The organism is Nonomuraea sp. NPDC049421, from assembly GCF_040677005.1.
Lineage (GTDB): Bacteria > Actinomycetota > Actinomycetes > Streptosporangiales > Streptosporangiaceae > Nonomuraea > Nonomuraea salmonea.
This window is the reverse complement of the sequence record NZ_JBFAQA010000017.1, coordinates 128,919-142,370: the sequence shown is the minus strand read 5'-3', so window position 1 is coordinate 142,370 and position 13,452 is coordinate 128,919. Positions and strand designations below refer to the sequence as shown.

General features: G+C 68.5%; 14 protein-coding genes. 6 read left to right on the top strand and 8 right to left on the bottom strand.

Annotation, left to right across the window (positions count from 1 at the left end; genetic code table 11):
* Positions 1-4: 4 nt before the first annotated feature.
* A complete protein-coding gene (locus tag AB0K18_RS27680) occupies positions 5-256 on the bottom strand; it encodes a hypothetical protein (RefSeq protein ID WP_355413081.1) in 252 nt (83 codons plus the stop codon).
* Between the two features lie 184 nt (positions 257-440).
* Between AB0K18_RS27680 and AB0K18_RS27675 the strand changes: the two genes are divergently transcribed.
* Together AB0K18_RS27675 and AB0K18_RS27670 are read left to right on the top strand one after the other, a co-directional pair.
* A complete protein-coding gene (locus AB0K18_RS27675; protein ID WP_364919571.1) occupies positions 441-890 on the top strand; it encodes a hypothetical protein in 450 nt (149 codons plus the stop codon).
* A gap of 436 nt (positions 891-1,326) precedes the next feature.
* On the top strand, positions 1,327-1,497 hold the full coding sequence (locus AB0K18_RS27670) for a hypothetical protein (RefSeq protein WP_364919568.1): 171 nt from the start codon (positions 1,327-1,329) through the stop codon (positions 1,495-1,497).
* A 44-nt stretch (positions 1,498-1,541) separates the two neighbouring features.
* Here AB0K18_RS27670 and AB0K18_RS27665 read toward each other — a convergent pair whose 3' ends face one another.
* Both AB0K18_RS27665 and AB0K18_RS27660 read right to left on the bottom strand, forming a co-directional pair.
* On the bottom strand, positions 1,542-2,162 hold the full coding sequence (locus AB0K18_RS27665; RefSeq protein WP_364919565.1) for a pyridoxamine 5'-phosphate oxidase family protein: 621 nt from the start codon (positions 2,160-2,162) through the stop codon (positions 1,542-1,544).
* Positions 2,131-2,718 carry a helix-turn-helix domain-containing protein gene (locus AB0K18_RS27660; RefSeq protein WP_364919563.1) on the bottom strand — a complete coding sequence of 196 codons (588 nt, stop codon included), beginning with the start codon at positions 2,716-2,718 and terminating at the stop codon, positions 2,131-2,133. Before AB0K18_RS27660 ends, AB0K18_RS27665 begins: the two co-directional genes overlap by 32 nt.
* Before the next feature lie 45 nt (positions 2,719-2,763).
* Between AB0K18_RS27660 and AB0K18_RS27655 the strand changes: the two genes are divergently transcribed.
* Entirely contained in the window at positions 2,764-4,110 is a 1,347-nt protein-coding gene (locus AB0K18_RS27655; protein WP_364919562.1) for an MFS transporter, read from the top strand.
* Between the two features lie 3 nt (positions 4,111-4,113).
* On the opposite strand, the gene AB0K18_RS27650 is transcribed toward AB0K18_RS27655, so the two are convergent.
* Complete coding sequence (locus tag AB0K18_RS27650) at positions 4,114-5,199, bottom strand: PrsW family intramembrane metalloprotease (protein WP_364919559.1); 1,086 nt, start codon at positions 5,197-5,199, stop codon at positions 4,114-4,116.
* Between the two features lie 59 nt (positions 5,200-5,258).
* Positions 5,259-6,470: an amidohydrolase gene (locus AB0K18_RS27645; RefSeq protein WP_364919557.1), complete on the bottom strand. Its 1,212-nt coding sequence runs from the start codon at positions 6,468-6,470 to the stop codon at positions 5,259-5,261.
* Positions 6,471-6,507: 37 nt separating this feature from the next.
* Between AB0K18_RS27645 and AB0K18_RS27640 the strand changes: the two genes are divergently transcribed.
* The 3 genes from AB0K18_RS27640 to AB0K18_RS27630 all read left to right on the top strand — a co-directional run bounded on the left by AB0K18_RS27640 (position 6,508) and on the right by AB0K18_RS27630 (position 8,487).
* Positions 6,508-6,906 (top strand): ester cyclase, encoded by a 399-nt coding sequence (locus tag AB0K18_RS27640; RefSeq protein ID WP_364919556.1) that lies wholly within the window; start codon positions 6,508-6,510, stop codon positions 6,904-6,906.
* Between the two features lie 32 nt (positions 6,907-6,938).
* Positions 6,939-7,406 carry a TIGR03618 family F420-dependent PPOX class oxidoreductase gene (locus tag AB0K18_RS27635; protein ID WP_364919553.1) on the top strand — a complete coding sequence of 156 codons (468 nt, stop codon included), beginning with the start codon at positions 6,939-6,941 and terminating at the stop codon, positions 7,404-7,406.
* A gap of 244 nt (positions 7,407-7,650) precedes the next feature.
* Positions 7,651-8,487, top strand: a complete 837-nt coding sequence (locus AB0K18_RS27630) for a glycerophosphodiester phosphodiesterase family protein (protein WP_364919550.1) — start codon at positions 7,651-7,653, stop codon at positions 8,485-8,487.
* Between the two features lie 547 nt (positions 8,488-9,034).
* Here the strand turns inward: AB0K18_RS27630 and AB0K18_RS27625 are convergent.
* The 3 genes from AB0K18_RS27625 to nrdR form a co-directional block, all read right to left on the bottom strand.
* The gene (locus AB0K18_RS27625; protein WP_364919548.1) at positions 9,035-9,451 is read right to left on the bottom strand and encodes a prevent-host-death protein; all 417 of its coding nucleotides are present in this window, start codon (positions 9,449-9,451) and stop codon (positions 9,035-9,037) included.
* Positions 9,452-9,756: 305 nt separating this feature from the next.
* Positions 9,757-12,597 carry a vitamin B12-dependent ribonucleotide reductase gene (locus AB0K18_RS27620; protein ID WP_364919546.1) on the bottom strand — a complete coding sequence of 947 codons (2,841 nt, stop codon included), beginning with the start codon at positions 12,595-12,597 and terminating at the stop codon, positions 9,757-9,759.
* The gene (gene nrdR / locus AB0K18_RS27615; RefSeq protein ID WP_043614619.1) at positions 12,594-13,049 is read right to left on the bottom strand and encodes a transcriptional regulator NrdR; all 456 of its coding nucleotides are present in this window, start codon (positions 13,047-13,049) and stop codon (positions 12,594-12,596) included. The genes AB0K18_RS27620 and nrdR overlap by 4 nt, the downstream gene beginning before the upstream one ends.
* Between the last annotated feature and the right edge of the window lie 403 nt (positions 13,050-13,452).

Here is a 13,452-nt window from a genome sequence, read left to right as displayed (position 1 = left end):
GCGGTCAGGTGGCGCTGCCGGCCATCACCCGGTCGACGATGCCCTGGCTGCCCTCCTGGCGGGCGCAGTGCGCGCAGCAGTACCAGTGCTCGCCGGACTGCACGCCGTGCCCGATGACCTTGGTGCCGCAGTGCTCGCAGATGGGCGCCATGGCCTCGATCGCGCACTGGAAGCAGTCGAAGGTGTGCGTCACTCCCTGCGCGCGCACCTCGAAGGCCATGTCGTAGTCGTTTCCGCAGGTCTCGCAGACGGCCATGGTGATCCCCTCGTCAGTCGATCCGCCTCGTGGGATACCCCGTTCCGTGGTCCCCTTTCCCCAAGAAACCGCCATATTCCGCCTTTTCGTCACGCTTCTCGACATGACGGGTTTCGCTTGATATTTCGGTCAGAGCACAGTAAAGATCGTCCTTGCTCATGCACACCTCGCAGAAGGGCTCCACGTGCTCACCCGAACGATCGTCGCGGCCGCGCTGGCCGCCGCAGGGATCGCCGCCGTTCCCTCCACCGCGTACGCGGCAACCGCCGCGTACACCCCCGAGCGCGTCTGCGGTAAGGGCTTCCACCGCGTCGAGGACGGCCACCGGGCGATGAAGACCAAGCGCGGCGTCGTCTTCGGCCACGTCTACCTGATGTACAGCAAGCGCAGCGGCAAGAACTGCGTGGCCGCCATCAAGACCGCCTTCACCGGCACCCGTACGACCACCGGCGCCTACATCGAGGTCAAGGGCGGCGGCCGCAGCGAGGACGAGCAGCGCTACCGCTACTACGCCGAGACCGGCCACATCCAGGGGGCCTGGAAGTGCGTGCGGTACGCGGGCTGGACGCGCGACCCGGACAACCGCGTCACGGCGTTCGGCGGCCGCAAGTCGTGGGGCAACTGCAAGGGCTGATGAGGCGGCCAATGAGGTGACCGGTGGGGGGTAGGGTCCGAAAGAGGAGGCCAGGGCGACACAGCCGGCCCCGGCCCTGAGACGAATCATCACTCGCCGAGACCATCGCCCTGCCGTCTTCGTAGAAATGCGTTGAGCGGGCGGGCGGCCCCGATTAGGTTGGCGCGCATGACGGAGGTCAACCGGCCGTCATGACGTCGCCGGCGACACGCGGCGCAGCGTCGTGAAAGGAGAAAGGACGCGCTTCCGAAGGGGGAAACACCATGAAACGCGTCAGAGTCACGAAGTCGGCCAAGCGGCGCCCCCGGCCGGCGCTGGAGCTCGACCTGCGGTCACCGGCAGGTCGTCGGCTTCCCTACTGACTTGCTCCTTACACCGAACTTACGGGGGTATCTGTAGATAACATAGGTAACAGGAATATCACGGGGGGCTCACGATGAAGAGGCTTGTGGTGGTGCCGCCAGCTGTTGCCAGGCACAAGATCCGCGACATCCGGGCGGCCGACCGCCACCGCAAGCCGCCCGCCGACGCCAAGGTCGTCGACCTGCGCGCCTACACCGGCAGAAACGTCATCCGGTTTCCCGGCGGGCCCACTCCCGCCGCCTGAGCCAGAAGGTCCGGGCCGCTCTTTCGGCCCGGACCTGATCATGCTCAGCCGTACAGCCGCTGCTTGTACGACTCCCCGTAATAGCGCTCGAGCTCTTCGACCGTCTCGGTCACCGTCTGCACCTCTTTGATGATCCTCGCGTTGGACGGCAGGACGTCGGGGTTCCAGGTCTCCGGCTTCCACAGCTCCGAGCGCAGGAACGCCTTGGCGCAGTGGTGGAAGATCTGCTCGATCTCGACCACGAGCGCGAGGCGCGGGCGGTGGCCCTTGACGATCATCTCGTCGAAGAACGGGGCCTCGCGGACGAGCCGGGCGCGCCCGTTGATGCGCAGGGTCTCGTTCCGCCCGGGGATGAGAAAGATCAACCCCACATGCGGGTTTTTCAGGACATTTCGGAATCCGTCCGCTCTGCGGTTGCCGGGACGCTCCGGGATCGCGATCGTCGTGTCGTCGATGACGTGCACGAACCCGGCCGGGTCGCCCTTGGGTGAGACGTCGCAGGCACCCGTGTCGTCGGACGTCGCGATCAGGCAGAAGGGCGAGGCCGCCAGCCATTCGCGGTCGCGGGGGTGCAGGCGGGGCCGGTCCTTGGTGGCGGCCCGCGGCATGACCTCCCCCAGCAGCTCGCGCAGCTCAGCCTCCGACTCGATCTCCGTCCACGTCATGTGATCTCCCTTCGGGGGTTTCCACCATCTTGTCAGAGATGGGGGCGAGCATCCGGTGTGGTGTTCGGAGGGCGAGACTGACCGGATCATCCCGTACGACTCCATCGCGCAGACCGGGGCCCGGGCGAAGCTCCACCTCCTCAGGCGCGACGTTCCTGCCACAGGAAGGGCAGAAGGAGACCTGGTCGAGGCGGGTGCCGCAGGTCACGTGGTGGAACAGCCGGCGCGGGCCGTGCTCGGCCAGGTGCCGCTCGCCCCAGGCGGCCAGAGCCAGCACGGGCACCCACAGCTCGCGACCCCTGGGCGTCAGGACGTACTCGTCGCGCGGCGGCGAGTCCTGGTAGCGGCGGCGTTCGAGGATGCTCGCGGCGACCAGCGTGGTCAGCCGCTGCGACAGCACCGCCTTGGGGATGTCGAGATGGGCCTGGAAGTCTCCGAAGCGCCGCACGCCGTAGAGGGCGTCGCGGACGATGAGCAGCGTCCACCGCTCGCCGATCACCTCGAGGGCACTGGCCAGCGAGCAGTTCTGACCTTCGTAGTTCTTCCCGAGCGCCATGGCCCCATGTTAGTTCATTCACCGAACCGTGCTAGCGTGCCCGACATGAGTTCAGTGACCGAACCGATAGTCCTCCTGCGGCGATGGACGCTGCCCGTGGCATCGTCGGCGCCGTTCCTCGTCATGACGAACTTCTCGCTGCCGATGGCGACGCTGCCGCAGACCGCGCGGTCGCTGGGCGCCGGGCCGACCGGGCCGGTGTGGATCCTCGGCTCGATCGCGCTCGGGCTGTCGTCGCTGCTGCTGGTCGCGGGCGGATTCGCCGACGACCACGGGCGCAGGCGGGTGCTCGTGGCGGGTGGCTGGGTGCTCGCCGCCGCGAGCGTGCTGGCCGCCGTGAGCCCCAACGTGGCGGTGTTCGTCCTGGCCAGGCTCGTGCAGGGCGGGGCGAGCGCGGCCGTGCTGGCCGCCAGCCTGGGCATCGTGGGGCACGCGTACCCGGTGGGGGCGGAGCGGGTGCGCGCGACCGGCCGCTACGGCGCCATGATCGGCCTCGGGACGACGGCGGGCCCGCTGCTGTCCGGCCTGGTCGCGACGGCGACGAGCTGGCGGGCGGCCTACTGGCTGATGGCGGCCGGCGCGCTGGCCCTGACCGTGGTGTCGGCGAGGACGCTGGACGAGTCGCGGGCGGCGGTGCCGCGCCGGTTCGACGTGCCCGGGGTCGTGCTGCTCACCCTCGGCGTGGCGGCGCTGGTCGCGGGCGTCACCGAGGGCCGGGCGGGCTGGTCGCGGCCGGTCGTGGTGTGGGCGTTCGCCGCGGCCGTGGTGCTGATCGCGGCCTTCGTCGCGGTCGAGCGGCGCCGGCCTGAGCCGCTGCTGGACCTGGAGCTGTTCAGGCGGCCGCTGTTCCTGGTCGCGACGGGCGGGGCGACCGTCGTGGGGGCGGCGGTGGTCGGGCTGCTCAGCTACCTGCCGACCGTGCTGCAGGAGGCGCACGGGCTGACCGCGCTGGACACGGCGCTGCTGTTCGCGGTCTGGTCGGGGCTGTCGTTCGTGACGTCGCTGCTGTCGCGGCACGTACGCCTGAACGCCGCCGCCCGCCTGGCACTCGGCCTCGGGCTCAGCGCGGCCGGCTACACCGGGCTGCTGAGCCTGGCCGCCACGCTGTCGTTGCCGCTGGTCATCGCCGGGCTGGCGGTGAGCGGCACCGGCTCGGGCCTGATCAACTCCTCCATCACCCACCTGGCGATCGAGAGCGTGCCCGCCCACCGGGTCAGCATGGGCTCGGGGGCCAACAACACCGCCAGGTACATCGGCTCGTCCCTGGGCGCGGCCGGCATCGCGGCCACGATCGCCGCCGCCGGCCTGTCGCAGGGGACGCTGATCTCGGTGGCCGCCGCCATCGTGCTGACCGGGCTCACCGCGGCGGCCGCGCTGCTCGTCAGGGCCTGACCCTCACCAGCGGCGCGACCTCGCCATCGCCGCCAGGTACGCGTCACGCTCGGCCGCGAACCGCGCCGGATCCATGGGCTTGCGCTCGGCCCGCACGTGCAGCATGGTCAGCTCGGTCGCCGCGTGCTGGTAGTCGCTCATGGCCCGGCCCAGACCCACTCCCCTGGCCCACCTGCGGGCCGTCTTGCGCGTGGACAGCGTGGTGAGCATGCGCAGGTCGGCGTCGCTGATCAGCCCCGTCTGCCGGTACGCGGGCAGGTAGTGGGCCATCCTGGCGATGAGGTGGCGGCGCTCGTTCACGGTCACCACGATCAGCGCGATCAGCGCCACCATGATCACCAGGTAGGCGCCGCCGAGGACGTTCAGCGATCCCGTCGTGGCGGCGCCGTTCCACAGGCCGTGCAGGACGACCGCGCCGAGGTAGCCGAGCGGGATGGCGGCGTACCTGCCCGGGGTGCCGCGGGTGAGCGCGTACGCGATGCCGAGCCCGATCATCGAGGTGTAGATCGGGTGGCCGAGCGGGTCTATCAGGCCACGCATCACGAAGAGCTGGACCGCGGCGCCGGGGCCGTCCTCGCCGAAGGCCAGCAGGTAGTAGCCGACGTTCTCGACGGTGGCGAAGCCGAGGCCGGTCATGGAGGCGTACACGATGCCGTCGGTCAGCCCGTCGATCTCGGCGCGCCTGCGCAGGAGCAGCAGCAGGGCCGAGCCCTTGAGCGCCTCCTCGATCACCGGGGCCAGCACGACGGAGCCGACGTCCTTGACGGTCGAGGCGGCATAGCCGGCCCTGCTGAAAAGCTCCTGACCGGCGAGGGTCAGCGCGATGCCCGCCACGATCGCCACCCCCGCGCCCCAGACGAAGGCGAAGGCGAGGTTGAGCTTCGGCTCGGGTTCGAGCCTGTCCAGCGAGAGCACGGCGGCCAGCAGCACGGGAAGGGGGGCGAGGCCCAGCAGCGCGGACAGGCCGAACCCGACGGGGCCGCCCGCGTACAGCATCAGGGCGAGGACGATCAGCGCGATGAGGCCGGAGGCGACGAGCCCGATCAGCAGGGCCTTGCTGGGGCGTTGGGCGAGCAGCGGTGCAGTCATGGTGGTGCCCTCTCTTCCCGTCTCCACGACCGGCTATGCGCCCCGGCCGTCACGCACGCTTAACGGTCGCTCGTTTCCCGGTAATAAGGATCCGCCACCACGGCCTCACCGTCTGTGTACGAATACACGTCCCGGCCCGAGATGAAAACCCTCAGCGCGCGGCTCATCACGTCGAGCGGGTCACCGGACCAGATCACGACGTCACCGTCGAGCCCCGGCCGCAGCGCGCCCACCCGGTCGTCGAGGCCCATGATGCGGGCCGGGTTGACGGTGATCGAGCGCAGCGCGGCGTTCCTGTCGAGGCCCTCCTTGACCGCCAGCGTGGCCTGATGGACGAGGAAGTGGATCGGCACGACGGGGTGGTCGGTGGTGATCGCCACCTCGACGCCGGCCCGGTCGAGGATGCCGGGGTTGCGCAGCGAGCGCTCCCGCAGCTCCACCTTCGACCTGCTGGTGAACAGCGGGCCGATGATGACCGGCACGTCGCGCTCGGCCAGGGTGTCGGCCAGCAGGTGGCCCTCGGTGCCGTGGTTGATCACCAGGCGGTAGCCGAACTCGTCGGCCAACCGGAGGGCGGTGGCGATGTCGTCGGCGCGGTGGGTGTGCTGGCACCAGGGCAGCTCGCCGTCGAGCACGCGTACGAGGGTCTCCAGCGTGCCGTCACGGTCGAACGGCTTGCCCTCGTCCGCCGCCGCGGCCTTCCTCGCCTTGTAGTCCTGGGCCTTCATGAACGCGTCGCGGATCACCGCGGCCACGCCCTGGCGGGTGGAGGGCAGCTTCTTCTGGTCGCCGTAGACGCGCTTGGGGTTCTCGCCGAGCGCGCTCTTGACGCTCACCGGCTCCCTGACCAGCATCTCGTCCACCGACCTGCCCCAGCACTTGATCGCGACGGTCTGGCCGCCGATCGGGTTGCCGGAGCCGGGCTTGATCACGGCGGTGGTCACGCCGCCGGACAGCGCGTCGCCGAAGGCCAGGTCGGCCGGGTTGATGGCGTCGAGTGCGCGAAGGCGGGCGCCGTTGGGGTCGGTCATCTCGTTGGTGTCCTGGCCGGCCCAGCCCTCGGCCTCCTCGTACACGCCGAGGTGGCCGTGGGCCTCCACGAAGCCGGGCAGCACCCAGCTACCGGCGGCGTCCACGACCTCGGTGCCTTCAGGAATGCTGACGTCGCGGCCGACCGCGGTGATCTTGCCGTCCTGGATGAGGACGGTTCCTCCGTCGATGGGGTCGCCGTCGACGGGCACAACGTATCCACTGGTGATGGCGAGATTCATGCGTTGTAACTTACAGCTCGCCGGGTAGGTGGCCTCAATGCTGGCTGACCTTTACCGACGATGGCTGCTGGAGCTGTGGAAGGGCGACTTCGGGCTGGCCGACGAGCTGGTCACCGCCGACTTCGCCGGGCACTGGCCGGGGATGGACGTCTCGGGGCCCGCCGGGCTGGCCGAGGCGCTGCGGCAGGCGCACGAGCCGTTCGCGGACGTGGACGTCACGCTCGACGTGGGGCCGATCGTGGACGGTGATCTGGTGTCGGCGCGGTGGACGTTCGCCGGGACTTATCGGGGCGGACTGCCCGGGGCGACGGCTCCTTCGGGCGCCAGGATCGCCTTCAGCGGGCACGACATTCTGCGGGCGCGTTCCGGGAGGTTCGCCGAGTACTGGGTGATCTCCGACGTCCAGATGTTCAGCCGACAGCTCGGTATAGGGTGATATTTCCCATTATCTAGCCATCAGGTTGGTGCATGTCGGAAACCTACGGTCCCGGTGCCGGGCCCGCGCCTCGCTCCCTGCAGGACCAGCAGCTCTCCGGCCTGCTGGCCTCACAGCGCTTCGGCGCGCTGGCCACCACCAAGAGCAGCGGTCACCCCCACGTGTCCACCGTCCTCTACCACTGGGACCCGGAGCAGCGCGTCGCGCGCATCTCCACCGTCGCCGGCCGGCTCAAGGTGCGCCAGCTCAGCGACGACCCGCGCTGCGCCCTCTACGTCGCCAGCGACGACTTCATGGCCTTCGTGGTCGCCGAGGGACAGGCGGAGCTGTCGCCGGTGAGCAGCGAGCCCGGTGACGAGGTGGGCAGGGAGCTACTGGCCATGGCGCCGCAGGAGCCCGGGGACGAGGAGGCGTTCCTGAAGCAGATGGTGGCCGACCAGCGCCTGGTGATCAGGCTGCGGGCGACCCGCCTCTACGGAACGACGCTCCCCACCGACTGACCCACCTCCACGGAACGACGCTCCCCACGGACTGACCCGGCCTGCGGCCCTCCCGCAGGCCGGCCGCTTGTGCGGACATATCACCTGACGTGCGCATTTGAGGCTCGCCGATCTTCGCATGAAGTGAACCGGTGTCGCGCGTTCTGCTCATCTGCGCGGCACCGCCGAGTTACCCTGCCCTCAACTCGCCGTCACAAGGCCTTGTCACCGTCGAGTCGTCATCTCTTCCCACCAGAGGAGACTCATGTTCCATCGGCTCGCCGTCCTGACCATCACCTCCCTGTCCCTCACCCTCCTCGCGCCCGCCGCTCCCGCGAGCGCCGCCTCCACCGCGCTGGTCACCGCCGTCGCTCACCGGGGCGCGTCGGCGTACGCGCCGGAGAACACCGTCTCCGCCCTCCACCTCGCCGCCGACCAGGGCGCCGACATGTTCGAGGTGGACGTCCAGGAGACCAAGGACCACCACCTGGTCCTGATGCACGACACCACCCTGACCCGCACCACCGACGCGGAGCGCCGCTTCCCCGGCCTGTCCCCCTGGAACGTCGGCGACCTCACCCTCGCCCAGATCCGCGAGCTCGACGCCGGCTCCTGGCTGTCCGGCGAGTACACCGGCGAGCCCGTGCCCACGCTGGCCGAGGCGCTGGAGGAGATGCGCGGCGCGGGCATCGGGCTGCTGCTCGAGGTCAAGTCGCCGCACCTCTACCCCGGCGTCGAGGCCCGCATCGCCGCCGAGCTGCGCCGCCACTCCTGGTGGCTGGGTCCCGGGCGGCTGGTCGTGCAGTCGTTCGACTGGGACTCGATGCGCCGGTTCGGGCGGCTGCTGCCGCAGGTGCCGATCGGGCTGCTGGGCACGCCTTCGACGGGGGAGCTGCGGGGGCTGGCCTCGTTCGCCGACCAGATCAACCCGCCGTACGGGGAGCTCACCGCCGCATACGTGCGCCGCGTCCACCAGCTCGGCATGGACGTCCTCACCTGGACGGTGGACGACCCCGACACGATGCGGCGCATGCTGACGTACCAGGTGGACGGCATCATCAGCAACAAACCCGACGTCCTGCGCGACGTACTCGACTCCTGAGAGCCGCACGGCGACAAACAGGAGCGGGGAACCGGAATCTTCCCGGCTCCCCGCTCCGACCTGCTGGTGCAGCGCTGTGATCCTCGGGCGGTGCACTGATCTGGAGGGTGCGGCATCCCCTCGGATCAGGTGCCGTCTATCCAGTATTTCTGCAGTCTGGCGATGGCCTCGTCCTTGCTCATCGCCGCGACGGCCATCTCGTCGAGACCCACCCTTGAGATCAACATGAAGACAAGATCGGCGGGCAACGCCTCCGAAGGCAGTTCGGGCACTCCTCGATCGGGTTTCACGCCATTCTGAACGCATCCCCAGAACGTCGCCTCATCCACCTGAAGCTGATCACGGAGTATGTGGCTCCAGATACCTGGACCATAGGTGCTGCGATCGACCGGATGAGAGATCCGAGTCCTCAAGATCCTGCCATCAGGAAGATCCAGCTCATAGGTGACGTGGTCGGTGCCCGTTCCACCTCGGGCGTTCCGTACCTGACGCCAGCCCTCAATCCGACAAAAGGAATCCTGATGATCATGAGTGGGCTGTGGCCAGCTCACCGTGCAGCCCCCACCAGCCATTCGCGCAGCTGAGTGTCATCACTGAGGCTGATCAACTGCACGACCCCCCAGTTCTCACGGTGATTGGGAACGTCGAGCAGGCGGTCCTGCCAGTCCTCGGCGTACTCACGTAGCCCTTCGATCATCTCCGCAACAGCCTGATCAAAGGTCGCACCGTCCGCGGAAACAGGTAGCCCTGGGATGAAAACCGACCAACCACCCGCCTCAGAGATCACCTGCGCATGAGAAGGGATGACCTTGGCAAGGTAGTGGCGCAGCCTATCGACGTCCACGAGGGCCGTCACAGCCGACTCACGCCGCACTGTGGCCACGCGCCCCCGCTCCGCCGCGTCCAGCAGCGCCTTGAGATGCGTACGAGCTTCGGTATAGCTGTCGAAGTGAACGGCTGCCATGGCGGCCCCTTCAGAGAGACTCGCTTCATGATGCCACCTCAAGCTAAGTACATCAAGTACTTGATGTACTTGGAGAGATCACTTCTTCGGAGCTTGCAGTGCGCTCCGCTGGGGCATCCGGGGTCGCCTTCCGCTGCGGAGCATCTCAAGCAACGTTGTTGCTCCTGACTGCCAACTCCCCGGCCCGGCTGGGCCGGGGAGGTCCAGGGGCGGCGAGGCAACATACCTCGCCGCCCCTCTTGACCAGCACTATCTTGTTAGGCGCGCAACGCCGAATGTCGTAGCCGCTCCAATTTGGCCTGTTTTCAGCTGCAGCCGCTGGTCGAGCCGCAGCCCTCGCAGACGTAGCAGCTGCCCGCGGGGCGCATCTTCGTGCCGCAGGTCATGCAGAGCGGTGCGTCGGCCGTGAAGCGCTGGTGGCTCTCCAGCGTCAGCTCCTGCTTGACGACCGGCAGCTCCTCCTCCGCCTTCGGCTGAGCGGCCGCGGCCGACTCGATCGGCGCCGACTGGGCCAGCGCCTCGCGGTCGACCGTCTCCTGCAGCGCCGCCGGGTCCTCGCCGCGCTGCTGCGCCGCCCGCTCGGCCGCCGAGAAGATGCCGAGCGCCGCCCGCTCCTCGTAGGGCAGGTGGTCGAGGGCCAGCCGGCGGAAGATGTAGTCCATCACCGAGGTGGCCATGCGGATGTCGGGGTCGTCGGTCATCCCGGCCGGCTCGAACCGCATGTTGACGAACTTGCTCATGTACGTCTCCAGCGGCACGCCGTACTGGAGCCCGATGGAGATCGCCACCGAGAAGGCGTCCATGACGCCCGCCAGCGTCGAGCCCTGCTTGGACATCTTGAGGAAGACCTCGCCGAGCCCGTCGTCCGGGTAGGACGAGGCGGTCATGTAGCCCTTCGCGCCGCCCACCGTGAACCGGGTGGTCATGCTGGGCCGCTGGTTGGGCATGCGCCGCCGGGTCGGCCGGTTGACCTCGATGACCTTGACCTCGGGCTCCGCCGCCTGCTCGGCCTTCTGCTCCTGCTTCTTCGCGCCGTCGCCGGCCGACAGCGGCTGGCCGACCTTGCAGTTGTCGCGGTAGACGGCCAGGGCCTTGAGCCCGAGCCGCCAGCCCTCGAGGTAGACCTGCTCGATGTCGTCGATCGTGGCCGACTCGGGCAGGTTGACCGTCTTGGAGATGGCGCCGGACAGGAACGGCTGCGTGGCCGCCATCATGCGGACGTGGCCCATGGGCGCGATCGCCCGCTCGCCCATCGCGCAGTCGAACACCTCGTAGTGCTCCTGGCGCAGGCCGGGGGCGTCGACGACGTGGCCGTGCTCGGCGATGTACTCGACGATGGCCTCGATCTGCTCCTGCTGGTAGCCGAGCTGCTTGAGCGCCCTCGGGATCGTCTGGTTGACGATCTGCATGGAGCCGCCGCCGACGAGCTTCTTGAACTTGACCAGCGCCAGGTCGGGCTCGATGCCGGTGGTGTCGCAGTCCATCATGAGGCCGATCGTGCCGGTGGGCGCGAGGAGGCTGGCCTGGGCGTTGCGGTAGCCGTTCTTCTCGCCCAGCTTCAGGCACTCCGACCACTGGCGGGACGCCTCGGCGTGGATCTTCGCGTCCATCGTGCCGACCGTGCGCAGGTCGTCGTTGGCCGCCGCGTGCTTGCGCATGACCCGCTTGTGCGGCTCGGCGTTACGGGCGTATCCGTCGTACGGGCCCACGACCCCCGCCAGCTCCGCGCTGCGCCGGTAGGACACACCGGTCATCAGGGACGTGATCGCCCCCGCCACGGCCCGGCCGCCGTCGGAGTCGTACGCGTGGCCGGTCGCCATCAGCAGCGCGCCGAGGTTGGCGTAGCCGATGCCGAGCTGCCGGTAGGCCCGCGTCGTCTCGCCGATCTTCTCCGTCGGGAAGTCGGCGAAGACGATCGAGATGTCCATCGCGGTGATGATCAGCTCGGTCAGCTTGACGAAGTCGGCGACGTTGAAGGAGTTGTCGTCCTTCAGGAACTTCAGCAGGTTGATGCTGGCCAGGTTGCAGGAGGAGTTGTCGAGATGGACGTACTCGCTGCAGGGGTTGCTGGCGGTGATGCGGCCCGTTTCTGGGGTGGTGTGCCAGTCGTTGATCGTGTCGTCGTACTGCAGGCCGGGGTCGGCGCACTCCCAGGCGGCCTTGGCCATCTTGCGGAAGAGGTCCTTGGCGTCGACCTTCTCGATGACCTCGCCGGTCAGGCGGGCCCGCAGCCCGAAGTCGTCGCCCTTCTCCACCGCGCGCATGAACTCGTCGGAGACGCGGACGGAGTTGTTGGCGTTCTGGTATTGGACGGAGACGATGTCCTTGCCGCCCAGGTCCATGTCGAACCCGGCGTCACGCAGCGCGCGGATCTTGTCCTCCTCGCGCGCCTTCGTCTCGATGAACTCCTCGATGTCGGGGTGGTCGACGTCGAGCACGACCATCTTGGCGGCCCGGCGGGTGGCGCCGCCGGACTTGATCGTCCCCGCCGAGGCGTCGGCGCCGCGCATGAACGAGACCGGCCCGCTGGCCGTGCCGCCGCTCGACAGCAGCTCCTTGGAGGAACGGATGCGGGACAGGTTGACCCCCGACCCCGAGCCGCCCTTGAAGATCACGCCCTCTTCCTTGTACCACTCCAGGATCGACTCCATCGTGTCGTCCACGGAGAGGATGAAACAGGCGCTCACCTGCTGCGGCGACTGCGTCCCCACGTTGAACCACACCGGCGAGTTGAACGCGAACACCTGGTGCGCCAGCGCGTGCTTCAACTCGTGGTCGAAGATCTCGGCGTCCTCGTCGCTGGCGAAATAGCCGTGCTCGATGCCCGTCTTCGTGTAGACGCCGACGACCCGGTCGATGAGCTGCTTCAGGCTCCACTCACGCTGCGGCGTGCCCACGGCGCCGCGGAAGTATTTGGTCGTCACGATGTTCGCCGCGTTGACCGACCAGAAGTCGGGGAACTCGACACCCCGCTGCTCAAAGTTGATCGACCCGTCGCGCCAGTTCGTCATGACGACGTCGCGGCGCTCCCACTGAATCTCGTCATACGGGTGCACACCGGGCGTGGTGAAGATCCGCTTCATCTTCAGGCCCTTACGCGGACGCTTGCCCCCGCGCGCCACTGAACCGCTGGCCGTCTCCGTCATGACTCCCCCTTCTCCGCCTTCAACTGTTTGATCTCGGCCTCGAAGTCCGCCAGGCTCTCGAAACCGCGATATACCGATGCGAACCGCAGGTACGCCACCTCGTCCAGCTCCCGCAGCGGCCCCAGGATGGCCAGGCCCACTTCGTTGGACGGGATCTCGGCCGCGCCCTTCGCCCTGATGGCCTCTTCCACCCGCTGCCCCAGCTGCGCCAGCGAATCCTCGCTGACCGGCCTGCCCTGACAGGCCCGCCGCACGCCCGCGACGACCTTGTCACGTGAGAACGGCTCGGTCACTCCGCTGCGCTTGCTCACCATGAGCAGTACGGTCTCCTGCGTGGTGAACCTGCGCCCGCACTCGGGACAGGTCCTGCGACGCCGGATGGCCGCACCGTCGTCCGTCGAGCGACTGTCGATGACCCTGGTGTCAGGGTGGCGACAGAACGGACAGTGCACGCTTTTCGCCTCCAAGACCTGCGGCCACCACACACGGCAGAAACCGCCCTGACGGGACGCTGACGCACGCTCCACGGGAACCCATGGAGCGGTCACGGAAACACAAGGTGTGGTGAACTACATCGGTGTAACTACTAGATGTTGTGGTCCAACCGTAGAAGCGCGCGACCATGAACGCAAGTTGAGTCACCCCTTCCCGCCGAAGTCGCTGATCAGCACCCTCGCCTCATCCGCCCCGGGCGTGTCGGCCCACCGGTGGTGATCTTTACGCAGGTAGAGACGTCACATCGGTTATTCGAGCGGTCGCACGTGAACAACTCTCACACCCCTACCACCGGACAATCCCAGCACTCGCACCCACCGCCCTGACCCCCTGTAACACCCCTCGGCGAAGGCGCCCCCC